Here is a 23,237-nt window from a genome sequence, read left to right on the forward strand (position 1 = left end):
ACCGGCACAACTATGGCCGACGCCACGGTTATTCCGCGTCCCGGGCCTTTCGCGGTTAAGCTCGGCGGGTGGCTGAGACCGAAGAGAAGACCGAGACCGCCGCCCCCACGTCGCGCCAGGTCGCGGCCGCCCGCGACTTCGTGAAGCGGCACGGGAAGCCGTCGCGCGCGGTGGTGGAGAACATCGGCCGGATCGGCGCGCGGGTCGTGCTCGTGGGTGCCGACGGCGCGCTCGGCGACGTCGTCGTCGCCTCCGTGGAGGCAGGCGAGGCGCTGGTCGAGGCCGTCGAAGACCTCGAACCCGCCGAATGGGACAGCGAGACCGTGAAGGCCACCAAGATCGGCGCCGAGCACCGCCGCCGGATGGCGGGGAAGTGAGCGGGTCCGCGATCTTCGTCGCCTGCTCCACGCTGCCGGAAGGCGACGGCGACGAGCACGCGGTTCCCGAGGCGCTGGCCGACCTCGGCTTCAAGACCCGTTGGGCCGCCTGGGACGACACGACGGTCGACTTCGGCGCCGCGGACATCGTCGTGCTGCGGGCCACCTGGGATTACGCCGAGCGCCACGACGAGTTCCTGTCCTGGACCGAATCCGTGCCGGCACTGTCGAATTCGGCCGAAGTCGTGCGCTGGAACACCGACAAGTCCTATCTGGCCGAACTCGGCGACGCCGGGGTCGCGGTCGTGCCGACGACCCTGATCGCGCCGGACGACAAGGCCCCGAGCTGGCCCAAGGGCGAGTTCGTGCTGAAGCCCGCCATCGGCGCCGGTTCACGCGGTGCCGGCCGGTTCACCGCGGGCGACGCGGCCGCCGCGCATCTGTCCGGGTTGCAGGCGGACGGGAACACCGTGCTGCTCCAGCCGTATCAGTCCAGTGTGGACAGTGAGGGCGAGATCGCGCTGGTGTACTTCGGCGGCGTGTACTCGCACGCGTTCTCGAAGGCCGCGATGCTGGGCCGGGAACTCGACGAATCCGGGCTGTACGTGACGGAGAAACTCGCGCCGGTGCAGCCCGCCGCGGGATTTCGTGCGCTGGCCGAAGACGCTTTGGACGCGACGGCGGCGCTGCTGGGCATCCTGCGCGCGGAGCTGCTCTACGCCCGGGTGGACCTCGTCGCCGGGCCGGACGGCAGGCCGCTGCTGCTGGAACTGGAGCTCGTCGAGCCTTCGCTCGGGTTCCGGCAGACCGATGCCGCCGCGGCCTGGCGGTTCGCCTCCGCCGTCCGGCAGCAACTCGCCTGACACTCCCCGCGTTTCGTCCTCTGAATGCGATCCTTGCGTGTGCAACTACCGCATTCAGAGGACGAAACGCGTTCGGGGGTCAGGCGGGTTTGACGAGTTTCGCGGCCAGGCGTTCCGGCTTCGGCCACCGCACGTCCCGTGCCCAGCCGAACTTCTCGAACAGCCAGATCACGCGCGCCGAGACGTCGACCTGTCCGCGCAGGACACCGTGCCGCGCGCAGGTCGGGTCGGCGTGGTGGGAGTTGTGCCACGACTCGCCCATGGACAGGATCGCCAGCGGCCAGAAGTTCGCCGCCTTGTCCCGGCTGGCGAACGGGCGCTCGCCGACCAGGTGGCAGATCGAGTTCACCGACCAGGTGACGTGGTGCAGGAACGCGATCCGGACCAGCCCGGCCCAGAAGAACCCGGTCACTACGCCCCACCACGACCAGCTGATCAGCCCGCCGAGCACCGCGGGCAGCGCGAGGCTCAGCGTGATCCACAGCCAGAAGTAGCGGTTCACCACCCGGAGATCCTTGTCCGCCACCAGATCCGGCGCGAACCGGTCGTAGTTGGTCACCTCGCGGCTGAACATCCAGCCCATGTGCGCGTGCCAGAAGCCGCGCAGCAGCGCCCCGGGTGAGGTCCCGAACAGCCAGGGGGAGTGCGGGTCGCCTTCACGGTCGGCGAAGGCGTGGTGGCGACGGTGGCTGGCCACCCAGAAGATCACCGAACCCTGCACCGCGAAACTCCCGGCGATGGCGAGCGCGACCCGCAGCGGGCGCCCGGCCTTGAAGGCGCCGTGGGTGAAGTAGCGGTGGTAGCCGACGGTCACCCCGAGCGTCCCGAGGGTGTAGAACACCGCCGCCAGCACGAGGTCGACCCAGGTCATGCCCCAGCCCCACACGATCGGCACGGCGGCGAGCAGCGCGACGAACGGGACCAGCAGGAAGGTCTTGAGTATCAGCATCTCGCCGGAACCCCGGCGGTGGGAGATCAGGGGTTTGGACGGACTGGCCGGTGCGTCCGGCTCGGTGCTGGCGGTCATGCGACACCTCGTGCCTCGACTCGGTGGTGACCCCCGAGTGGGGCACCGAGCGCAGCGTAAGGGGGCAGTCTGGCGAGCACGCCGCCCGGGGGTTACGTCCGGTTTGCCGAGGGGTCAGTTCGAAGTGGCGAGTTCCCGGTCGGCGGCGGGCGAAACCGGCGCGGAGCCACGATCGCGCGAACCGCACCACAGCGCGGCCGTCGAGATGATCACCAGCGCGGAGCCGAGGACATGGAGCGAGACCAGCGCTTCCGGTACGCCGAGCGCGTACTGCACCGAGCCCAGGACGCCCTGGGAAAGCGCGACGACCCACACGATCGTGTAGCGCCGCCACACCGGCTTCGGCGTCTCGCCCCGCATCAGCTGGAGCCCGAAGACGGCCAGCACGATCAGGTAGACCACCAGCAGTCCGCCGTGGACCTGGGTGAGCGTCTCGATCGGGGCCTGGAGGCGGTGGGTGCCGGGGTCGCCGCCGTGCGGGCCCGCGCCGGTCACCACGGTGCCCGCGACGAGCACGGCCCACATGGCCGCGGCGAGCACGATCAACGTCTTGCGGCCCGCGTCCGGGATCAGCCAGCGCGCGGGCTCGTCACCCTCCTTGAACGCCCGCAGCAGCAGCACCGCGAGCCAGACCAGGGGAGTGGAGGCGAGGAAGTGGAGCGCGACGGTCCACCATTCGAGTTTCGCGAGCACGGTGATCCCGCCGACGACGGCCTGCAGCATCACGCCGGCGGGCATCGTCCAGGCCAGCTTCACCAGACGGCGGCGGCTCGGGTGCTCGATCTGCACACGCCACGCGGTGATCACGCACAGCGCGGCGACCAGGATGACCACTCCGGTCAGCATCCGGTTGCTGAATTCGATCCACTGGGTGAGCGCGTCGAATTCGGGGTGCGCGACCGGCACGATGCTGCCTTCGACGCATTGCGGCCAGGTCGGGCAGCCGAGACCCGAACCCGTGACCCGGACGACCGATCCGGTGACGCCGATTCCGGCCTGGGCGATCACCGCCGCTATCGCGACCGCTCGCTGGACCGCGAACGAGGGATACGGCAGACGCGCTACAAGGCTCTGGAACGGCACCGTCCGATGCTAGAACGCCCTTCCTGAGAGCCTTCCACCGGCCGCGCCGGGCTGTGTCGGCCGCCTCAGGTCAGGCGAGTGGTCTTGCTCGCCACCGCGCCCGCGACGACACCCCAGCCGACGAGCACCGCGAACGGGCCCCAGCCGAACGAACCGTCCAGCAGCACCGACCGCAGCCCTTCGGCGAGCGCGCCCGAAGGCAGCAGTTCGACGATCCACGCCACGCCGGACGGCATCGTCGACGGCGCCAGCAGGATGCCGCCCGCGAGCAGCAGCACGAACCAGACGATGTTCGCCAGCGCCAGCACGGCCTCCGCGCGCAGCGCCCCGCCGAGCAGCAGGCCGAGCGCGCCGAACGCGAGCGTGCCGACGATCAGGAACGGGATCGCGCCGAGGATCCCGCCGAGCGACGGCGACCAGCCCAGCAGCGCGGCGACGACACCGAGGATCACCGCCTGCAGCGCGACCACCACGAGCGCGGCGGCCACCCGTCCCGCGACGAGCAGCCAGCGGGGCAGCGCGGTCGCGGAAAGCCGTTTGAGGACGCCGTAACGACGGTCGAAGCCCAGCGCGATGGCCTGTCCGGTGAACGCGGACGACATCACCGCCAGCGCGAGGATCCTCGGCGTGATCCAGTCCACTTTGGACGAATCGCCGAGTTGTGACGACGGCAGGATGTCCAGCAGCGACAGGCCGATCAGCAGCGCGAGCGGGATGAGCAGGGTCAGCAGGATCTGCTCGCCGTGGCGCAGCGTCAGGCTCGCCTCGACCTTCGCGTGCGTGCGGAGCATCTTGCCGAGCGAACCGCGACCGGGCGCGGGCGTGAACGTGCCCGCGGTGAACCGCGGGGTGGGCGTCGTGGTCATGCGCGCAGTTCCCGTCCGGTCAGCTCCAGGAAGACCTCTTCCAGCGTGCGCCTGCCGACCTGCAGTTCCTCGGGCATGACACCCTGCTGCGCGCACCACGCCGTCACCGTCGACACGACCTGCGGATCGATCGCGCCCTCGACGAGATACGTGCCCGGCGCCGATTCGTGGACGAGGTGCCCCTCGGGCAGCGCCGCGGTCAGCAGCGCGGTGTCGAGCCGCGTGCGGGCCTTGAACCGCAACTGCGCCGTCTCGCCGGCTTCGACGGTCAGCGACTGCGGGGAACCTTCGACGACGACCTTGCCGTGGTCGACGATCACCACGGTGTCGGCCAGCGTTTCGGCCTCCTCCATCAGATGCGTGGTGAGCAGCACGCTGACCCCGTCGGCGCGCAGCGCTTCGAGCAGATCCCAGACCAGGCGGCGGGCCTGCGGGTCCATCCCCGCCGTCGGCTCGTCGAGGAAGAGCAGCTCCGGCCGTCCGACGAGCGCGCAGGCGAGGGAGAGCCGTTGCTGCTGGCCGCCGGAAAGCCGTTTGAACGGCGTCTTCCTCGCTCCCGAAAGACCGAGGACGTCCAGCAGCCAGGCCGGGTCGAGCGGATTCGCCGCGCACGCGGCGACCAGGCCGAGCATCTCGTCGGCGCGGACGCCGGGATACGCGCCACCGCCCTGGGGCATCACGCCGATCCGGGGCCGCAGCGCCGCGCCGTCGCGCGCCGGGTTCAGGCCCAGCACGCGGACTTCGCCGTCGTCAGGCCGCAGGAAGCCTTCGCAGATCTCGACGGTGGTGGTCTTGCCGGCCCCGTTCGGGCCGAGCAGAGCGAGCAGGGTGCCACGTTCCATCCGCAGGTCGAGTCCATCGACGGCGGTGGTGGATCCGTAGCGCTTCACCAGCCCGGTGATCTCGACGGCGGGGGCGTTCACGACAGGTCACGATACGGCCTCACGCCGGGACCGAATGCTCCGGGGACGGTCTGGACAGCAGCAGTGGTGAGAGGCGGTGGACGATGAACAGGCCCAGAAGCGTGACGACCCCGGCGGCGGCCCACGCGAACGGCAGGACGAAACCGCGGCCCTCGAAGGTGCTCCCCGTCGTCGGCAGGAGGAACGGCAGGACGGCGGTGACGATCGTCGCGGCGATGCGGAACCGCGAGGTCCCCGCCGCCGCGGCGAGCGGGATGATCGCCCACAGCAGATACCAGGGCTGCAGCGCGACGTGCAGCACCATCACCGCGCCGAGGGAGACACCGAGCCCGATGATCGGGCGGTAGCGCCATTTGAAGCTGTCCCAGAGGAACTTGACCGTCACCGCGCCCGCGACGAGATAGCCGAGCGAGCCCAGGATCGGCACCATCGCGTTGGTGTGGTTGCCGAGGCCGAGCGCGATGCCGAGGACACCGCCGAGCGCGGCGAGTTCCGACGTCGGCGAGATCCACGAGCGGACCAGCCCCGGCGTCCCGAGCGCGCCGACCCAGCCGAAGCCCAGGCCGGTGCCGTAACAGACCGCCACCAGGGTCACGCCGAACAGCAACGCCATCGGTACCGCGGCGGTGAGGAGGTCCTTGATCCGGCCGTGCCAGCGTCTGGCGACCATCACCGTGAAGAACGGCAGCGCCAGGATCGCGTTGATCTTCACCGCGACGCCGAGGGTGATGAGCACCACCCCGAGCCCGATGTACAGCAGTTCGCCCTTGGCCAGCGGTGGCGGTTCGTCGTTCTTGAATCGCACCGGCATCCGCTGGAGGCCGACCTCCAGCCCGGCCACCATGAGCCCGATGGCGAGCGCGTCGTTGTGGGCGCCGGCGACGAAGTGGAAGATCAGCAGCGGGTTCGCCGCGCCGAGCCACAGCGCGGTGGCGGGCTGCACGCCGAACCGGCGGGCCAGCCGGGGCAGCGCCCAGATGATCAGGATGACGCCGATCAGCGCGAGCCCGCGCTGCAGCAACACGCCGGTGACGATGTTGCCGCTGCTCAGCGGCGCGAGCCAGCCGCCGAGGCGCAGCAGCAGCGGGCCGTAGGGCGCCGGGGTCTCGCGCCACATGTTGGAGACGCCCGAGGTCAGCGGGTCGGAGACGCCGAGCGCTTCGGCCGGGCCGAGGGAGTACGGGTCCATCCCGCGCGCGACGATCTCGCTCTGCGCGAGATAGCTGTAGACGTCGCGGGAGAACAGCGGCGGGATGAACAGCAGTGGCGCGCACCAGAGCGCGATGGTGCGGGCGAGCTGGCCCTGGGTGGCGAGGCGGCGGCGCGCGGGCTGGGCGAACCGGCCGAGCAGCAGCCAGCTGAGCACGATGATCGCCATGCCCGCCAGGCCCATCGCGAGCGAGACCATCGGGATCCGGGTGAACAGCCGCAGGACCGGGATCTCCTGCACCGGGTTGATCACCGGGGCGGCACCCGCGCCGAGCGAGCCGAGGGCGAGGAACAGGGAGCCGACCGCGCCGAACCGGCGGACCACGTTCAGCCCGCGCAGTTCCTTGTCGTCCAGCGGTTCCGGATCGTGCGGGCGCCCGGGCACGAGCGTCGCCACCGACCCCGCCGCCCGGTCTTCGTCCTTGTCCCGCTGTGCCGGGTGATCGCCCACTACCACGCACGAAGGGTAGCGACCGGAGGGAACAGACCGGGCGGGTACGTGGTTACCCCTGTGCTCAGCCGCGCCGACGTGACCCACGCCACTCCGTGAGGCACCCCTCTTTGCCGTCTCCCCGGAAATACGTCACACTTGTGTTGTGAAAAAGACGGGGACGCAGGACGAGGCCGGTGGCGACATGCCCCGCGCCGAGGTCCAGCCTGTCCCCGTGCAGGTCGGTCCCGAGGGCCGGACCAGGCACGAAGTGGCCCGTTTGCTGCTGGAACAGGGTCCGATGACCGCCGTCGTGGTGGCCGAGCAGCTGGGTATCAGCGCCGCCGCCGTCCGCCGTCATCTCGACGCGCTGCTCGCCGACGGCGAGGCCGAAACCCGGGACGCGCCCCGCCGGGGCCCCCGCGGACGAGGCCGTCCCGCCAAGAACTTCCTCCTCACCGAAGCCGGCCGCGCCCGCTTCGGGCACGCCTACGACGACCTCGCGTCCTCGGCCATCCGGTTCCTCGCCGAACACGCCGGCGAAGACGCCGTGAAGGCCTTCGCGGAGGCTCGCGTCGCTTCGCTGGTCGGTCCGCACCAGGACGCGATCACCAAGCACACGGACCCGGCCGCCCGTGCCGAGGCTCTCGCTGCGGCGCTGACCAGGGAGGGCTACGCTGCGTCGACCCGTCAGGTCGGTGTCGGCGAACAGCTCTGCCAGCACCATTGCCCGGTCGCCCACGTCGCCGCCGAGTTCCCTCAGTTGTGTGAAGCCGAAACCGAGGCTTTCGCGGAACTGCTGGGTACTCACGTCCAGCGGCTGGCGACCATCGCACGCGGTGACAACGCGTGCACCACACACGTACCCGTCGTCTCGACGGGTCACCCGGCCACACCCGGGCCGGGAAGCACGGCGCCCTCCCCAGGGCGCACAGCACGGATCCCGAATGGAGGGAAACCCGCATGACTGCCGCTGCCGAGCAGCGCACTCCCACCACCGCGCCCATGAGCCAGGAAGAGACCATCGAGTCCCTTGGCAAGTACGCGTTCGGCTGGGCGGACTCCGACGAGGCGGGCGCCAGCGCCCGTCGCGGACTGAACGAGGACGTCGTCACCGACATCTCCTCGAAGAAGTCCGAGCCGGAGTGGATGCGCGAAGCGCGACTGAAGGCGCTCAAGCTCTTCGACTTGAAGCCGATGCCCAACTGGGGTGCGGACCTCTCCGGGATCGACTTCGACAACATCAAGTACTTCGTGCGGTCCACGGAGAAGCAGGCCACCTCCTGGGAAGACCTGCCCGAGGACATCAAGAACACGTACGACAAGCTGGGCATCCCCGAGGCGGAGAAGCAGCGCCTCGTCGCCGGTGTCGCCGCGCAGTACGAGTCCGAGGTCGTCTACCACCAGATCCGCGAGGACCTGGAGGCGCAGGGCGTCCTGTTCCTGGACACCGATACCGCGCTCAAGGAGCACCCGGAGATCTTCAAGGAGTACTTCGGCTCCGTGATCCCGGCCGGGGACAACAAGTTCTCCGCGCTCAACACCGCGGTGTGGTCCGGCGGTTCGTTCATCTACGTGCCCAAGGGCGTCAAGGTGGACATCCCGCTGCAGGCCTACTTCCGGATCAACACCGAGAACATGGGTCAGTTCGAGCGGACCCTGATCATCGTCGACGAAGACGCCTACGTGCACTACGTCGAGGGTTGCACCGCGCCGATCTACCAGTCCGACTCGCTGCACTCGGCGGTCGTGGAGATCATCGTGAAGAAGGGCGCCCGCTGCCGCTACACGACCATCCAGAACTGGTCGAACAACGTCTACAACCTGGTCACCAAGCGCGCCAAGTGCGAAGAGGGCGCGACCATGGAGTGGATCGACGGCAACATCGGCTCCAAGGTCACGATGAAGTACCCGTCCGTGTTCCTCATGGGCGAGCACGCCAAGGGCGAGGTCCTCTCGGTCGCGTTCGCGGGCGAGGGCCAGCACCAGGACGCCGGCGCGAAGATGGAGCACCTGGCGCCGCACACCTCCTCGACCATCGTGTCGAAGTCGGTGGCGCGCGGCGGTGGCCGCACCTCGTACCGCGGCCTGGTCAAGGTCGCCAAGCGGGCGCACCACTCGCGGTCCAGCGTCGTCTGTGACGCGCTGCTGGTCGACACGATCTCGCGGTCGGACACGTACCCGTACGTCGACATCCGCAACGACGAGGTCTCCATGGGCCACGAGGCGACCGTCTCGAAGGTCAGCGAAGACCAGATGTTCTACCTCATGTCGCGCGGTCTCGACGAGGCCGAGGCCATGGCGATGATCGTGCGCGGGTTCGTCGAGCCCATCGCGCGTGAGCTGCCGATGGAGTACGCGCTCGAGCTGAACCGCCTGATCGAGCTTCAGATGGAAGGGTCCGTCGGCTAGTCATGTCGGTTACCGAGAACAACGTTTCCGAAGCGATGCGCGAGGGCGTGGTCATCCCGGCCACGTCCCGCGCGGAGCGATTCACCTCCTACGACGTCGAGGCCTTCGAGGTCCCCGGCGGTCGTGAGGAGAACTGGCGCTTCACGCCGATGAAGCGGCTGCGCGGCCTGCACGACGGGTCCGCCGCCGCCTCGGGTTCGGCCACCGTGGACGCCGACGCCGCCCCCGAACTGAAGATCGAGACGGTCGGCCGGGACGACGAGCGCCTCGGCGCCGCGGGTGTCCCGAGCGACCGGATCGCCGCGCAGGCGTACTCCTCGTTCACCGAGGCCACCGTCATCACGGTGCCCAAGGAGACGAAGACGTCGAAGCCGTCGACGGTGAAGATCACCGGCCCCGGCGAGGGCAAGGTCGCCTACGGGCACGTGCAGGTGCGCGCCGAGCAGTTCTCCGAGGCCGTCATCGTCCTCGACCACGTCGGCTCCGGCACGTACGCCGACAACGTCGAGTTCGTCATCGGCGATTCGGCGAACGTCACCGTGGTCAGCGTCCAGGACTGGGCCGACGACGCGGTGCACGTCTCCGAGCAGCACCTGAAGCTCGGGCGCGACGCCAGCCTCAAGCACATCGTCATCACCCTGGGCGGTGACCTGGTCCGCGTCTCGCCGACGGCGACCTTCGCCGACAAGGGCGGCGACGTCGAGATGCTCGGCCTGTACTTCGCGGACTCGGGCCAGCACCAGGAGCACCGTCTCTTCGTCGACCACGCGGTGCCGAACTGCAAGTCGCGCGTGATGTACAAGGGCGCGCTGCAGGGCGACGACGCGCACACCGTGTGGGTCGGCGACGTGCTGATCCGGGCGGCCGCCGAGGCCACCGACACCTACGAGCTCAACCGCAACCTGGTGCTCACGCCGGGCGCGCGGGCCGACTCGATCCCGAACCTGGAGATCGAGACCGGCGAGATCGAAGGCGCGGGCCACGCGAGCGCGACGGGAAGGTTCGACGACGAGCAGTTGTTCTATCTCCAGTCGCGCGGAATCGGCGAAGACGCCGCGCGCCGCCTGGTCGTACGCGGGTTCTTCCACGAGATCCTGGTCAAGATCGGCGTTCCCGAGGTGCGCGAGCGTCTCGAGGCCGCGATCGAAGCCGAACTCGAAGCCGTGGGCGCCTGAGCCCTCGTCCGTCCACATCAGACTTTTAGGAAAGAAATGCCTACGCTGGAAATCAAGGATCTGCACGCCTCGGTCACGACCGAGGAGGGCCCCAAGGAGATCCTCAAGGGCGTCAACCTGACCATCAAGTCGGGCGAGACCCACGCGATCATGGGCCCCAACGGTTCGGGCAAGTCCACGCTGTCCTACGCCATCGCCGGCCACCCCAAGTACGAAGTCACCTCCGGGCAGGTCCTGCTCGACGGTGAGGACGTGCTGGAGATGAGCGTCGACGAGCGCGCCCGCGCGGGCCTGTTCCTCGCCATGCAGTACCCGGTCGAGGTGCCGGGCGTGTCCATGTCCAACTTCCTCCGCACCGCGGCCACCGCGGTCCGTGGCGAGGCCCCCAAGCTGCGTCACTGGGTCAAGGAGGTCAAGGAGGAGATGGGCAAGCTGGAGATCTCGTCCGAGTTCGCCGAGCGTTCGGTGAACGAGGGCTTCTCCGGCGGCGAGAAGAAGCGCCACGAGATCCTGCAGCTGGCGCTGCTCAAGCCGAAGATCGCCATCCTCGACGAGACCGACTCCGGCCTCGACGTCGACGCGCTGCGCGTCGTGTCCGAGGGCGTCAACGAGTTCAAGGCCAACAACGACGCCGGCGTCATGCTGATCACGCACTACACGCGGATCCTGCGGCACATCACGCCCGACTTCGTGCACGTCTTCGCCGGCGGCAAGATCGTCGAGTCCGGTGGCCGTGAACTCGCGGACGAGCTCGAGGAGAACGGGTACGTCAAGTACACCGGCTCCGCCGAGACCGCCGCCGTCTGATCACTGAACTTCACGACTACACCGAGAGGAGTTGGCCCGATGACCACCACCACGGCTAACTCTGTTCCGCTGGACGTAGCGGCCATCAGGGCCGACTTCCCGATCCTGACCCGCACGGTCCGGGACGGGAAACCCTTGGTGTATCTGGATTCCGGTGCGACGTCCCAGAAGCCGGCGCAGGTGCTCGAAGCCGAGCGCCGGTTCCTGGAGACCTCGAACGCCGCGGTGCACCGCGGCGCGCACCAGCTCGCCGAGGAGGCGACCGACGCCTACGAGTCCGCCCGCGTGCGGATCGCGGAGTTCGTCGGCGCCTCCCCGCACGAGCTGGTGTTCACCAAGAACGCCACCGAGGGCATCAACCTCGTCGCCTACGCGATGAGCAACGCCGCCACGGCCGGTCCCGAGGCCGAGCGGTTCAAGCTCGGTCCCGGCGACGAGATCGTCATCACCGAGATGGAACACCACGCGAACCTGGTTCCGTGGCAGCAGCTCAGCCAGCGCACCGGCGCGACGCTGAAGTGGTTCTCCGTCACCGCGGACGGCAGGCTCGATCTGTCCAATGTGGACGAGCTGATCACCGAGCGGACCAAGGTGCTGGCGTTCACGCACCAGTCCAACGTGCTCGGCACGATCAACCCGGTCGAGTTCCTGGTGAAGAAGGCCCGCAAGGTCGGCGCGCTGGTCGTGCTGGACGCCTGCCAGTCGGTGCCGCATTTCCCGGTGGACCTGCACGCGCTGGACGTCGACTTCGCCGCTTTCGCCGGGCACAAGATGGTCGGGCCGTACGGCATCGGTGTCCTTTACGGCCGCCGCGAGCTGCTCGAAGCGATGCCGCCGTTCCTGACCGGGGGCTCGATGATCGAGCTGGTCCGCATGGAGCAGACCACCTTCGCCGCGCCGCCGCAGCGGTTCGAGGCGGGCACCCCGATGACGTCGCAGGCCGTCGGCCTCGGCGCGGCCGCCGACTACCTGTCGGCGATCGGCATGGACCGCGTCGCCGCGCACGAGCACGTCCTCACCGAGGCGGCGCTGGCCGGGCTCGGCGAGATCCCGGGCGTGCGGATCGTCGGCCCCACTGACATGGTCGACCGCGGCGGGCTCGTCTCGTTCGTCATCGACGGCGTCCACCCGCACGACTCGGGGCAGGTGCTGGACAGCCTCGGTGTCGCCGTCCGCGTCGGGCACCACTGCGCGTGGCCGCTGCACCGGGCCTGCTCGGTGCCCGCGACCGTGCGCGCGTCGTTCTACGTCTACAACACCCTGTCCGAAGTGGACGCTTTGGTGAACGGTGTGCGTGAGGCGCAGAAGTTCTTCGGGGTGGCGTGATGAACCTGGAGAGCATGTACCAGGAGATCATCCTGGACCACTACAAGAACCCGCACGGCCGCGGTCTGCGCGAGCCGTTCGACGCCGAGTCGTTCCAGGTCAACCCGACCTGCGGCGACGAGGTGACGCTGCGGGTGAAGGTCGACGACGGGAAGGTCGCCGACGTCTCCTACGAGGGACAGGGCTGCTCGATCAGCCAGGCGTCCACGTCGGTCTTGACGGATCTCGTCGTCGGGCACACCGTGGAGGAGGCGTTCACCACCATGGACGCCTTCGTCGAGCTGATGCAGGGCAAGGGACAGATCGAGCCGGACGAGGACGTGCTGGAGGACGGCATCGCCTTCGCCGGCGTGGCCAAGTACCCGGCCCGCGTGAAATGCGCCCTGCTCGGATGGATGGCGTTCAAGGACGCCGTCGCCCGCACGACCAACGGAGTTGAGACGGCATGACCGAACAGCAGACCGAAACCCGCGAGGGCCGCACGGCCGCCGACCTCGACGCCGAGACCGCCGCCGCCCCGGACAGCGCCGACGTGGCGAAGGTCGAGGACGTCGAAGAGGCGATGCGCGACGTCGTCGACCCTGAGCTCGGCATCAACGTGGTCGACCTCGGGCTCGTTTACGACATCCGCGTCGAGGCGGACAACACCGCCACCATCGACATGACCCTGACGTCGGCGGCCTGCCCGCTGACCGACGTCATCGAGGACCAGACCGGTGCCGCGCTCGTCGGCGGGGGAACGGGGCTGGTCAAGGACTTCCGGATCAACTGGGTCTGGATGCCGCCGTGGGGTCCGGAGAAGATCACCGACGACGGCCGCGAACAGCTGCGGGCGCTCGGCTTCACCGTCTGATTCCCCGTTTTCGCGCGTGAAGGCCTCCTTCCCTCGGCTCAGCCGAGGGAAGGAGGCCTTCACGCGCTTCTGGGACTTGCGGTGGCGTATAACGGCCTATACTGCGCCGCTGACGCGAGTAGCGCCGGGCGCGTGTCGTCCATCCAGACACGCGTGTCGTCCGCTGGATCACGCGAGTCGTCCGTTCAAGCACGCGAAACCTCATGTCGTGAAGGCCCCCTTTGAGACGTTGAGCGTCTCAAAGGGGGCCTTCAGGACATAAGGTCGGACCACGCGGCAATAAGCTGCCGGGATGATCTTCCGGTCCATCGCGCTCTTCGCGCTCGCCGCCCTGCTGGAGATCGGCGGCGCCTGGCTGATCTGGCAAGGCGTCCGGGAGCACCGCGGCTACCTCTGGATCGGCGCCGGCGTCGTCGCGCTGGGCCTCTACGGCTTCGTCGCGACCTTGCAGCCCGACGCGAACTTCGGCCGCATCCTCGCCGCGTACGGCGGAGTGTTCGTCGCGGGTTCGCTGGCGTGGGGCATGGTCGCCGACGGCTACCGGCCGGACCGCTACGACGTGATCGGCGCGTTGATCTGCCTGGCCGGGGTCGGGGTCATCATGTACGCGCCCCGAGGTTGAGTGGCGCTACTCTGCGCTGTGACCGAAACGGACTTTCCCGCGCCGCCCGCCGACAGACCCGGGCCGAAGCGAAGATTCTCCCCGCTCCTGTTCGTGATGATCCTGCTGGCGGTCGTCGGCGTGGGCGCCGGCGGATACGGGTTCTGGACCCTGATGAGTTACCGGATGGCGAGCGTTCCCGGCGGCGGGATGGCGCCCACGATCCAGCCGGGGGCGGTCGTGCTGTACCGCTGGACCTCCTTGCCCGAGATCCCTCGCGGTGCGGTCGTCCTCATGGAGGTTTCCGCGTTCCCGGATTCGAGCCCCGCCGACGGCCGGATCGTCAAGCGGGTGATCGGTGTCGGCGGTGACCAGGTCGTCTGTTGCACGCAGGACAACCTGATCACCGTCAACGGGAAGCCCGTCAAGGAGCCCTACACCGAGGACGACAACGGATACGGGCGCAAGGAGTACCGGCCGTTCAGCGTCCAGGTGCCGCCGGGCGCGGTGTTCGTCGTCGGCGACCAGCGGAACAATTCCCGGGACTCACGGCTCTACGTCGGCATGCCGGGTGACGGCGCCGTGCCGCTGTCGAAGGTCGTCGGAGTCGTCGTCGGGCTCGGGAGTGTCCTCGCCGCCGACCCCTTCCCGCAGACCACCGCGTTCGTCGAGGCCGGGCTGCCCGGGGATCCGGTGGCCGACACCGGATTCCGCACTTCGCGCAACCTCGCGTTCGGCGGGGCGGGGCTGGTCGCCGTCGGGGTCATCGGGGCGATCGTGCTCGTTGTCCGCTCCGCCGGAAAACGACGAAGAGCAGCCGCAATCCCACCAATGCGCTGACCACCAGCAGGTTGTAGCCGAACATCTGGTGCAGCGTGACCCCGGCCAGCACCTCCGGGCCGGTCGCGCTGCCCAGAAGCAGCACGGCCATCAGCCCGGTGGCCACGCCGACGAACGCCAGCAGGATCTCGTGCACCAGACCGGTGACCACGTCGCGGTCGCGTTCGTCGGAGAACAGCCGGACGTTGACCGAAAGCCTGCCCTGCTCCAGCGCGTCGCCGATCCGGTCGACGCGGCGGGGCAGCCGTCGCAGCACCGGCAGGAGCGCCATCAGTTCGTTGGTGGCCGTGGACCGCAGCGATTCCGGGCGCAGGCCGGCGCCGACCTGCTCGGCGGCGTAGGCGCGGGATTCGACGACGATGTTGAATCCCGGCGCCAGCGCGGCCAGCGTTCCTTCCAAGGTGGCCAGGGCGCGGAACACCGCGGCGATCGGCGGGGGCACGCTGAGCTTGAAGTCGGCGATCACCCGGAACAGGTCGGTGAACATGTCGAGATCCGGGGCCTGGCCGTGGTTGAAATGCTTGGCCACCAAGGCGCCCAGCGCCCGTTCCAGCCGCCGTTCCTCGATCTCGTCCGGCCGGTCGACGATCTCCAGCAAGCCGTCGCGCAACGCGGCCGGGTCGCCGCGGTCCAGCGCGAGGATCAGGTTCTGCAGCCCGCCGCGCAGGCCCGAGTCGAGCCTGCCGACGGAGCCGAAGTCGAGCAGGCCCAGCCTGCCGTCGGCGAGCAGGAGGACGTTGCCGGGATGCGGGTCGGCGTGGAAGACGCCGCTGCCCATCACCTGGCCGAGCACGCACCGCAGCATCGACCGCGCGAGCTTCGCCCGTTCCGCGACCGGCACCTGCTCCTTGGCGGCGGCGAGCGGTTTGCCGTCGAGACGCCGCATCACCAGGACACGTTCGGTGGACAGTTCTTTGTGGACGGTCGGAAGGGCGACCTCGGTACCGGGGGAGGCGGCGGTGACCGCTTCGATGTTCCTGGCCTCGGTGCGGAAGTCGAGTTCCTCGACCAGCGCGTCGGCGAATCCTTCGGCGAGGTCGACGACGCCGAGCGAGCGTGCCCAGCCCGCGCGCACGTCCAGTGCGGCCGCCACCCGGCGGACGATGTCGAGGTCCCGCTCGACCAAGGCCTGCACGCCGGGCCGCTGCACCTTGACGACCACGTCCTGCCCGCCGCGCAGCTTCGCCCGGTAGACCTGCGCGATCGACGCGGCCGCGATCGGTTCCGGGTCGAATTCGGCGAAGATCTCGTCCGGGTCGCCGCCCAGTTCCTCCCGCAGCACCGTCGCGACCTCGTCGGCGTCGGCGAAGGCGACCTGGTCCTGGAGTTTGCTGAGTTCGTCGACGAAAACCGGCGGGAGCAGATCGGACCGGGTCGAGAGCAGCTGGCCGAGTTTCACGAACGTCACGCCGCCCTCCTCCAGCGCGCGCCGCAGCGAGCGCGCCAGTTTGGCGTGCCGGACCTGGGCGAGGCCGGGTTCGCGGCGGCCGGTGAGGTAGCGGCCGAGTCCGTGTTTGATCGCGATCCGGGTGATCTGCGAGTAGCGCCGGGTCCGGGCCGCGCGGCGGCGCATGGACCGGATCCTGCCGATCAGCCCGAGCCCCGAACCGGCGGGAAGCGCGAGTTCCGCGACGAACAGGAAGATCAGCGTGGCCAGGAAGGCGCTGCCCGCCACCGGGATGACCAGTCCGGCGAAGGCGTTTCCCGCGTACATCGCCTGCGGGAACGCGGCGAGGATGCCGCCCGCGACCAGCCAGCCGAATCCGGCGGCGCAGCCCGCGCGGATCAGGCCGATCCGCACCCCCAGCACGCGGCGGGCGCCGACCACGAGCGGCCACAGCATGAGCGCGTAGACGGGCAGGGTGAGCAGGCCGAGCAGCAGGTTCATGCCGAAGAGGACATCACGCGCAGCCCGCGCGCGATTCCCGCTGCGGCGGGACGGAGTTCACCCTTGCGAGGGAGCGGACCCCGAAGTTGTAGGTCGTGGTCGCTTCCTTGGGCGCGAACAAAACACCGAGAACGGCGATCGCCGCCGCCGCGAGGAAGCCGGCGCGAAGATCGAGGAGATCACCCAGGAGACCGATGAGCGGTGCTCCTGCGGCCTGTCCGAGTGCCAGCATCAGGAACGCCACGCCGACACCGAACGCGGGCGCCGTCGGGTAGGCCCTGGTACCCCAGAGGATCAGCACCCCGGTCAGTCCGATGTAGACGGCCCCGAAGAGCGCCGCCGCGACGACGAGCGCCGGGAGCGAGCGGGTGGCGAGGGCGAAGAGGGCCGTGGCGCCGGCGAACAGGAGCATTCCCGCCGACCACGCGCGGCGCAGTCCCGCGCGGGAGGTCAGTTCGGCGGTGAACGCGCCCGCCAGGCCGACCGCGCCGAGCACGATCCACACCACCGTCGAGGCGGTCTCGTCGAGTCCGCCGACGCTCACGGCGATGTCCCGGCCGAACGTCCAGATCGCCGCGCTGGCCAGGCCGAGGGTCGCGGCGGCCGGAAGCAGCCGCCCGGTGGCCGGTGGGAACAGCGGCGACGGCAGTCCCCGTGCGCGGTCGTCCTTCACCGGCGGCACGACACGGGCGATCCACAAGGTCACCAAAGCCGAGGCCGCGGCGAAGGCCCACCAAGCCATTCGCCAGTCGCCGACCGCGAGCAGGGAGACCGGGCCCGAGACGAGCACGCCGAGTCCGGTCCCGGCGTTCACCACGGACTGGGCACGGTCCCGGCGGGTCACGCGGACGACGCGGGAGACCGCGTCGGCGAGTGAGGGGGAAGCGAGGCCGGTGCTGGCTCCGGCGAGGACGACGCCGAGCGCGAGGACGCCCGCGTTCGGCGCGGCCGCGATCAGGGACGTTCCCGCGGTGGCCGTCGCCCCGGCGGCGAGCGCACCCGTCCGCGCGCCCCAACGGGTCGTCACGGCGGTCGAAGCGATGACAGCCAGGCAGTACGCGACGTAGCTTCCCGCCGCGATGGCGCCGAGCGTGCCGCCGTCGAGGCCGAACTCCGTACGGAGCGTCGGGGCGAAGAGGCCGTACGCGTACCTCGCGAGCCCGTACGAGACCGCGATCAGCGACAACCCGGCCGCGGTGAACGTCAGCTCGCGTTTGTACGAAGAAACCATCAGCTCTCCTCCAGAGGTATACCGATCGGTATACCTCTGAAGTGTTCCCGCATTTCGCGCTCTGGTCAACCGATCGGTATAGTCGAGGCATGCTGACACCGGCGGGCGAGCGTGTCCTGAGCGCCGCGAGCGAGCTCTTCTACCAGGAGGGTCTGAACGCCGTGGGCGTCGCGGCCATCGCCGAGGCGGCGGGCGTCACGAAGAAGACGTTGTACGCGTCCTTCGGATCGAAGACGGAGCTGACGATCGCGTACCTGCGACGCCGTCACGACGTTTGGTGGGCGTACCTCGAAGAGCGGCTGGCGGAGGCCGAAGTGCCCCGGGCGCTGACGGTCTTCGACGCCTACGTCGATCACCCCAAGCTGGGGAGCGACCAGGGGTGCGCGTTCCTCAACGCGGCCGCCGAACTGCCCGCCGGGCATCCCGGCCTCGACGTGATCCGCCGGCACAAGGCGGCGGTGCGCGCGAAGTTCGCCGAACTCCTCCGCGAGGACGCGCCGGGCGCCGCCGATCCCGAGCGGCTCGCGGAGCAGCTCTTCCTCCTGCTCGAAGGCGCCGTCGCGCATACCGGCATCGACGGGGACGCGCACCGGGTCACCCTCGCGAGGGAGATCGCGGAGATACTGATGAGGGATCCGCGCCAAACCGGCACACGCTAGAAAGACCCCATGCGACTTTTCGGCCCGCTCCTGGATCGGGCGACCTATCGTCGATGGGTCTACTTCATCCTCGGTGGCGCGCTGAGCGTGCCGTATGTGCTCTTCGCCGCCATCATGGTGCCGTCGCTGCTGCCCCTCGTCGTGACGTTGGAACGCGGGACCGTGATCGGGCTGATCACCGTCGTCGTGGTGATGATCGCGTCGTCGTTCATCCCCGCCGTCCGCGTGCTGGAAGGCGCGGCCGTGCGGGAACTGCTGGACGATCCCGTGCCGGGAGTCGTGTTCGGGCCCGCGGGGAGCTGGCCCGTCCGGCTGCGCTCGACCGCGATGTTCCTGCTGCACGTGAGCACCGGTTGCGTCATCAGCCTGGTGAGCCTCTTCGTCCCGGTCGCGTTCGGCTTCACGATCGCGGCCCCGTTCAGCGGCAAGATCGCCCTGACCGACGCGAGCGCGATCGAGGTGCCGAAAGGCTGGGCGAGCGCGTGGATCCCGGTGGCCTGCCTGCTCGGCGTCGTCGTGCTCGCCTACGTCGTATGGGGTGCGGGCGCGGTGCTGACCCGCTGCGCCAAGAGCCTGCTGGGGATCTCGGCCGCGGAGCGGATCGCCCAGCTGGAGAAGCGCACCGAACAGCTCGCCGAACGCAACCGGCTCGCGCGCGAACTGCACGACTCGGTCGGGCACGCGCTGAGCGTCGTGACCATCCAGGCCGGCGCGGCGCGGCGCACCCTGAGGTCCGATCCGGAGTTCACCGAGCAGGCGCTCACCGCGATCGAGGATTCGGCCCGCGCCGCGCTGGACGATCTCGACCACGTGCTCGGCCTGCTACGTGACGAGGCGTCGTCGAGGGCGCCGCAATCCGGGCTGGCGGAGCTGCCCGCGCTGGTCGAGGCCACGCGGCTGGCGGGCGCCGAGGTGTCGGCGGAGATGCGCGGTGATCCGTCCGCGGTGCCGCCGGTCGTCTCCCGTGAGGCGTACCGGATCTTGCAGGAATGCCTGACGAACGCGTTGCGGCACGCCGGTAAGGTGCCGGTGGCGGTCCTCGTCGACGCCGGGGCGGAGCTGTTGCGGGTGCGGGTGTCCAATCCGCTCGGCGACGCGCCGCCGTCACGGGACGGAGGTGGCCGGGGGCTGAGGGGAATGACGGAACGGGTGGAAGTGCTCGGGGGCACGATCACCGCGGGCCGCGCGGACGGATTCTGGAAGGTCGAGGTGGCGGTGCCATGGGGGGAACGGCGATGAGCATCGGGGTGCTGCTGGTCGACGACGAACAGCTCATCCGGGCGGGGCTGCGGGCGATCGTCGCCTCGGAGCCCGACCTGGAGGTCGTCGGCGAAGCGTCCGACGGTGCCGAGGTGCCCGGCCTGGTGTCGCGGTTCCGGCCCGACGTCGTGCTGATGGACGTCCGGATGCCTTCGGTCGACGGCATCCGCGCGACCACCCATCTGATGTCCACTATGGACAATCCGCCGAAGGTGATCGTCGTGACCACCTTCGAAAACGACGACTACGTCTACGACGCCTTGCTCGCCGGGGCGAGCGGCTTCCTGCTCAAGCGGGCCCGGCCCGAGGAGATCGTCGCGGCGATCCGCACCGTGGCGGCGGGGGAGTCGCTGCTGTTCCCGGCCGCGATCCGGCGGCTGGCCGCGCAGCAGGCGAACCGGGGGCCACTCGACGGCCTGTCCGGTGCCGGGCTCACCGAACGCGAGAGTGAGGTGCTGCGGCTGATGGCGGGCGGACTGTCCAATGTGGAGATCGCTGGCGAGCTGTACCTCGGCGTGCAGACGGTCAAGACGCATGTCGGGAACGTGCTCGCGAAACTCGGCGCGCGGGACCGGACGCAAGCGGTGATCAAGGCCTACGACACCGGATTCGTCACACCGGCGGGCTGAGGCTCAGGTCATTCGAGGGCGGCGAGGATCAGCGCGGCCATCGCGGCGGGATCGCCGTTTTCGGGGCGCAGCACCAGATCCGGGCTCTCGGGTTGCTCGTACGGAGCGTCCACCCCGGTGAACCCGCTGATCTCGCCCGCTCTCGCCTTCGCGTACATTCCCTTGGGGTCGCGGTCTTCGCAGACCTCCAGCGGAGTGTCGACGAAGATCTCGAGGAACGGCAGCCCGGCGGCCTCGTGCGTGGCGCGGGCGAGTTCGCGGTCGGCCCGGTACGGGCTGATCAAGGAGACCACCGACACCACACCGGCGTCGGCGAACAGCTTCGCGACCTCGGCGACGCGGCGGACGTTCTCGGCGCGATCGGCGGGGCTGAAACCGAGGTTCCCGTTCAGCCCGTGCCGCAGGTTGTCGCCGTCCAGCAGGTATGCGGGCCTGCCCGACGCCACCAGCCGCCGTTCCAGTTCCACGGCCACACTCGATTTCCCGGACGCGGAAAGCCCGGTGAGCCAGACGGTGAGCCCGCGTGTCGCGCGTTCCGCCCTGGTGACCGCGGCGGTGTGCCAGACGACGTTCGACGCGGTCACGCTCGGCCCGGTGATCATGCCCGCCGCGACCGTCGCGCCGGAATGCTCGTCGACGAGCAGGAAACCTCCGGTGGAGCGGTTGCGGCGGTAGGAATCGAACAGCAGCGGCTGCCGGGAACGCAGCCGGATCCGGCCGATTTCGTTGAGGGACAACGACTTCGCGGTCTCGTCGCGGTGCAGCGTGGTGACGTCGAGCCGGTAGTCCAGGTCGCGGATCTCGGCCTTGGTCTCCCGGGTGGTGTGCCGCACGAGATAGTTCGAGCCCGGGCTTAGGGCGCCTTGTTCGGAGAACCAGCACACCATCGCGTCGACGTCCCGGCTCGTGTGGGGACGGTTGCCGGGGCGGCAGATCAGGTCACCGCGGCCGAGGTCGAGGTCGTCTTCGAGTTCGATCGTGACGGCCTGCGAGGCGAAGGCCTCGGTGACCGTGGTGCCGCCCGGGCCCCAGATCGCGCGCACCGTGGTGGTGAAACCGGAAGGCAGGACGGCGACCTCGTCACCGGGTTTGAACACCCCGCCGGCAACGGTGCCCGCGTAGCCGCGGAAGTCGCGGCTGTGCTCCCGGATCACGTACTGCACGGGGAATCGCGCGTCGATGAGGTTGCGATCCGAGGCCACGTGCACCTGTTCGAGGTGATGCAGCAGAGAAGTCCCTTCGTACCAAGGCATACTGGCGCCTCGATGGACGACGTTGTCGCCGTGCAGTGCCGACATCGGCACGAAGGTGAGGTCGTGCACCTGAAGTTTCATGGCGAACCGGCGGAACTCCTCGCGGATCTCCTCGAAGCGTTCCTGCGACCAGCCGACCAGATCCATCTTGTTGACGCACAGCACCAGATGCGGGATTCCCAGCAGGCTGGCCAGGAACGCGTGCCGCCGCGACTGTTCGAGCACGCCTTTGCGGGCGTCGATCAGGATCAGCGCGAGATCCGCCGTGGACGCGCCGGTGACCATGTTGCGGGTGTACTGCACGTGTCCCGGCGTGTCGGCGATGATGAACTTCCGCCGTGGGGTGGCGAAATAGCGGTGGGCGACGTCGATCGTGATGCCCTGTTCGCGCTCGGCGCGGAGGCCGTCGGTCAGCAGCGCGAGGTTCGGGTACGCCTCGCCGCGGTCGCGGCTCGTGCGTTCGATGGCTTCGAGCTGGTCGGTGAACACCGTCTTCGAATCGAACAGCAGGCGGCCGATCAGCGTCGACTTCCCGTCGTCGACGCTGCCCGCCGTCGCGAGACGGACCAGTGAGGCGCCCATCAGAAGTAACCTTCCTTCTTCCGGTCTTCCATACCCGCCTCGGAGATCCGGTCGTCGGCGCGGGTGGCGCCGCGTTCGGTGAGTCTGCTGACCGCCACTTCGGCGACCACCTCGCCCGGCGACGTCGCCGTCGACTCGACGCAGCCGGTGCAGGTCGCGTCGCCGACGGTGCGGAAGCGAACCGTTGCCTCGTAAGGACTTTCGCCTTCGTTCAAGGTGAGGAAGCGGGTGTGCGCGAGCAGCATGCCGTCCCGCTGGACGACCGGACGCCGGTGCGAGTAGTAGATCGACGGCAGGTCGACGTCCTCCGCCTCGATGTACTGCCAGATGTCGAGCTCGGTCCAGTTCGACAGCGGGAAGACGCGGATGTGCTCGCCCTTGCGATGCCTGCCGTTGTACAGATCCCACAGCTCCGGCCGCTGATTGCGCGGATCCCACTGGCCGAACTCGTCGCGGAAGCTGAACACCCGTTCCTTCGCGCGGGCCTTCTCCTCGTCGCGCCGGGCGCCGCCGAAGACCGCGTCGAAGGAATGCTCGCGGATCCCCCGCAGGAGGGCGGCGGTCTGGAGCCGGTTGCGGCCGGCCTTCGGGTCTTCGACGACCCGGCCCGCGTCGATGTCGTCCTGGACGCTGGAGACGACGAGCCGGAGCCCGTACCTGCCGACCGTGCGATCGCGGAACTCGATGACCTCGTCGAAGTTGTGCCCGGTGTCGACGTGCATCACCGGGAACGGGGGCGGCGACGGCCAGAAGGCCTTGGCCGCCACATGAAGCATCACCATCGAGTCCTTGCCGCCGGAGAACAGCAGCACGGGCCGTTCGAAGGTCGCCGCGACCTCGCGGAAGATGTGCACGGCTTCGGCTTCGAGTGCTTCGAGATGGGTGAGCTCGTAGGCCGGGGACGCCATCGTGACCTCCGTCGTTCGAGATCAGAAAAGTAGAA

General features: G+C 69.4%; 23 protein-coding genes. 14 read left to right on the forward strand and 9 right to left on the reverse strand.

Going from position 1 to position 23,237, the window contains the following annotated elements:
* Positions 1-68 precede the first annotated feature (68 nt).
* Complete coding sequence (locus ED92_RS29555) at positions 69-377, forward strand: hypothetical protein (RefSeq protein ID WP_037344035.1); 309 nt, start codon at positions 69-71, stop codon at positions 375-377.
* Positions 374-1,240: a RimK family alpha-L-glutamate ligase gene (locus tag ED92_RS29560; RefSeq protein ID WP_037344036.1), complete on the forward strand. Its 867-nt coding sequence runs from the start codon at positions 374-376 to the stop codon at positions 1,238-1,240. The genes ED92_RS29555 and ED92_RS29560 overlap by 4 nt, the downstream gene beginning before the upstream one ends.
* A gap of 79 nt (positions 1,241-1,319) precedes the next feature.
* Here the strand turns inward: ED92_RS29560 and ED92_RS29565 are convergent, their stop codons facing one another.
* The 5 genes from ED92_RS29565 to mptB all read right to left on the reverse strand — a co-directional run bounded on the left by ED92_RS29565 (position 1,320) and on the right by mptB (position 6,745).
* On the reverse strand, positions 1,320-2,267 hold the full coding sequence (locus tag ED92_RS29565) for an acyl-CoA desaturase (protein ID WP_037344038.1): 948 nt from the start codon (positions 2,265-2,267) through the stop codon (positions 1,320-1,322).
* A 114-nt stretch (positions 2,268-2,381) separates the two neighbouring features.
* Positions 2,382-3,350 carry a heme A synthase gene (locus tag ED92_RS29570; RefSeq protein WP_037344039.1) on the reverse strand — a complete coding sequence of 323 codons (969 nt, stop codon included), beginning with the start codon at positions 3,348-3,350 and terminating at the stop codon, positions 2,382-2,384.
* A gap of 65 nt (positions 3,351-3,415) precedes the next feature.
* Complete coding sequence (locus tag ED92_RS29575) at positions 3,416-4,216, reverse strand: ABC transporter permease (protein WP_037344041.1); 801 nt, start codon at positions 4,214-4,216, stop codon at positions 3,416-3,418.
* Positions 4,213-5,139 carry an ABC transporter ATP-binding protein gene (locus tag ED92_RS29580; protein ID WP_037344043.1) on the reverse strand — a complete coding sequence of 309 codons (927 nt, stop codon included), beginning with the start codon at positions 5,137-5,139 and terminating at the stop codon, positions 4,213-4,215. The genes ED92_RS29575 and ED92_RS29580 overlap by 4 nt, the downstream gene beginning before the upstream one ends.
* A 19-nt stretch (positions 5,140-5,158) precedes the next feature.
* Positions 5,159-6,745 (reverse strand): polyprenol phosphomannose-dependent alpha 1,6 mannosyltransferase MptB, encoded by a 1,587-nt coding sequence (gene mptB, locus ED92_RS29585; RefSeq protein ID WP_037344551.1) that lies wholly within the window; start codon positions 6,743-6,745, stop codon positions 5,159-5,161.
* Between the two features lie 199 nt (positions 6,746-6,944).
* Here mptB and ED92_RS29590 point away from each other — a divergent pair, with 199 nt between their 5' ends.
* The 9 genes from ED92_RS29590 (at position 6,945) to lepB (ending at position 14,792) form a co-directional block, all read left to right on the forward strand.
* The gene (locus ED92_RS29590) at positions 6,945-7,745 is read left to right on the forward strand and encodes a metalloregulator ArsR/SmtB family transcription factor (RefSeq protein ID WP_016333166.1); all 801 of its coding nucleotides are present in this window, start codon (positions 6,945-6,947) and stop codon (positions 7,743-7,745) included.
* Positions 7,742-9,190, forward strand: coding sequence for a Fe-S cluster assembly protein SufB (gene sufB / locus ED92_RS29595; RefSeq protein ID WP_007029701.1), 1,449 nt, complete (start codon positions 7,742-7,744; stop codon positions 9,188-9,190). Before ED92_RS29590 ends, sufB begins: the two co-directional genes overlap by 4 nt.
* 2 nt (positions 9,191-9,192) lie before the next feature.
* Complete coding sequence (gene sufD / locus ED92_RS29600; RefSeq protein ID WP_037344045.1) at positions 9,193-10,365, forward strand: Fe-S cluster assembly protein SufD; 1,173 nt, start codon at positions 9,193-9,195, stop codon at positions 10,363-10,365.
* Between the two features lie 36 nt (positions 10,366-10,401).
* Positions 10,402-11,172: a Fe-S cluster assembly ATPase SufC gene (gene sufC / locus ED92_RS29605; protein WP_007029703.1), complete on the forward strand. Its 771-nt coding sequence runs from the start codon at positions 10,402-10,404 to the stop codon at positions 11,170-11,172.
* Between the two features lie 39 nt (positions 11,173-11,211).
* On the forward strand, positions 11,212-12,498 hold the full coding sequence (locus ED92_RS29610; protein WP_037344047.1) for a cysteine desulfurase: 1,287 nt from the start codon (positions 11,212-11,214) through the stop codon (positions 12,496-12,498).
* Positions 12,498-12,947 carry a Fe-S cluster assembly sulfur transfer protein SufU gene (sufU, locus tag ED92_RS29615; RefSeq protein ID WP_007029705.1) on the forward strand — a complete coding sequence of 150 codons (450 nt, stop codon included), beginning with the start codon at positions 12,498-12,500 and terminating at the stop codon, positions 12,945-12,947. Before ED92_RS29610 ends, sufU begins: the two co-directional genes overlap by 1 nt.
* Positions 12,944-13,351, forward strand: a complete 408-nt coding sequence (locus ED92_RS29620; RefSeq protein ID WP_016333171.1) for a metal-sulfur cluster assembly factor — start codon at positions 12,944-12,946, stop codon at positions 13,349-13,351. Before sufU ends, ED92_RS29620 begins: the two co-directional genes overlap by 4 nt.
* A gap of 292 nt (positions 13,352-13,643) precedes the next feature.
* A complete protein-coding gene (locus tag ED92_RS29625) occupies positions 13,644-13,973 on the forward strand; it encodes a YnfA family protein (RefSeq protein ID WP_037344048.1) in 330 nt (109 codons plus the stop codon).
* A gap of 18 nt (positions 13,974-13,991) precedes the next feature.
* Positions 13,992-14,792 (forward strand): signal peptidase I, encoded by an 801-nt coding sequence (gene lepB / locus ED92_RS29630; RefSeq protein WP_152611040.1) that lies wholly within the window; start codon positions 13,992-13,994, stop codon positions 14,790-14,792.
* Here the strand turns inward: lepB and ED92_RS29635 are convergent.
* Entirely contained in the window at positions 14,716-16,680 is a 1,965-nt protein-coding gene (locus ED92_RS29635) for an AarF/ABC1/UbiB kinase family protein (RefSeq protein ID WP_037344050.1), read from the reverse strand. The genes lepB and ED92_RS29635 overlap by 77 nt on opposite strands.
* 13 nt (positions 16,681-16,693) lie before the next feature.
* Positions 16,694-17,911 (reverse strand): MFS transporter, encoded by a 1,218-nt coding sequence (locus ED92_RS29640; protein ID WP_037344051.1) that lies wholly within the window; start codon positions 17,909-17,911, stop codon positions 16,694-16,696.
* 89 nt (positions 17,912-18,000) lie between these two features.
* Here ED92_RS29640 and ED92_RS29645 point away from each other — a divergent pair, with 89 nt between their 5' ends.
* From ED92_RS29645 to ED92_RS29655, 3 genes are read left to right on the forward strand one after another with little or no spacing between them, the layout of a single operon-like run.
* Positions 18,001-18,570 (forward strand): TetR/AcrR family transcriptional regulator, encoded by a 570-nt coding sequence (locus ED92_RS29645; protein ID WP_037344052.1) that lies wholly within the window; start codon positions 18,001-18,003, stop codon positions 18,568-18,570.
* Positions 18,571-18,579: 9 nt separating this feature from the next.
* Entirely contained in the window at positions 18,580-19,809 is a 1,230-nt protein-coding gene (locus tag ED92_RS29650; RefSeq protein ID WP_037344053.1) for a sensor histidine kinase, read from the forward strand.
* Positions 19,806-20,459, forward strand: coding sequence for a response regulator transcription factor (locus ED92_RS29655; protein WP_037344054.1), 654 nt, complete (start codon positions 19,806-19,808; stop codon positions 20,457-20,459). The genes ED92_RS29650 and ED92_RS29655 overlap by 4 nt, the downstream gene beginning before the upstream one ends.
* A gap of 8 nt (positions 20,460-20,467) precedes the next feature.
* Here the strand turns inward: ED92_RS29655 and cysC are convergent, their stop codons facing one another.
* Entirely contained in the window at positions 20,468-22,294 is a 1,827-nt protein-coding gene (gene cysC / locus ED92_RS29660) for an adenylyl-sulfate kinase (RefSeq protein WP_037344055.1), read from the reverse strand.
* Positions 22,294-23,202 carry a sulfate adenylyltransferase subunit CysD gene (cysD, locus tag ED92_RS29665; RefSeq protein ID WP_037344056.1) on the reverse strand — a complete coding sequence of 303 codons (909 nt, stop codon included), beginning with the start codon at positions 23,200-23,202 and terminating at the stop codon, positions 22,294-22,296. Before cysD ends, cysC begins: the two co-directional genes overlap by 1 nt.
* Between the last annotated feature and the right edge of the window lie 35 nt (positions 23,203-23,237).

The sequence above is a fragment of the Amycolatopsis sp. MJM2582 genome (assembly GCF_000754115.1).
Lineage (GTDB): Bacteria > Actinomycetota > Actinomycetes > Mycobacteriales > Pseudonocardiaceae > Amycolatopsis > Amycolatopsis japonica.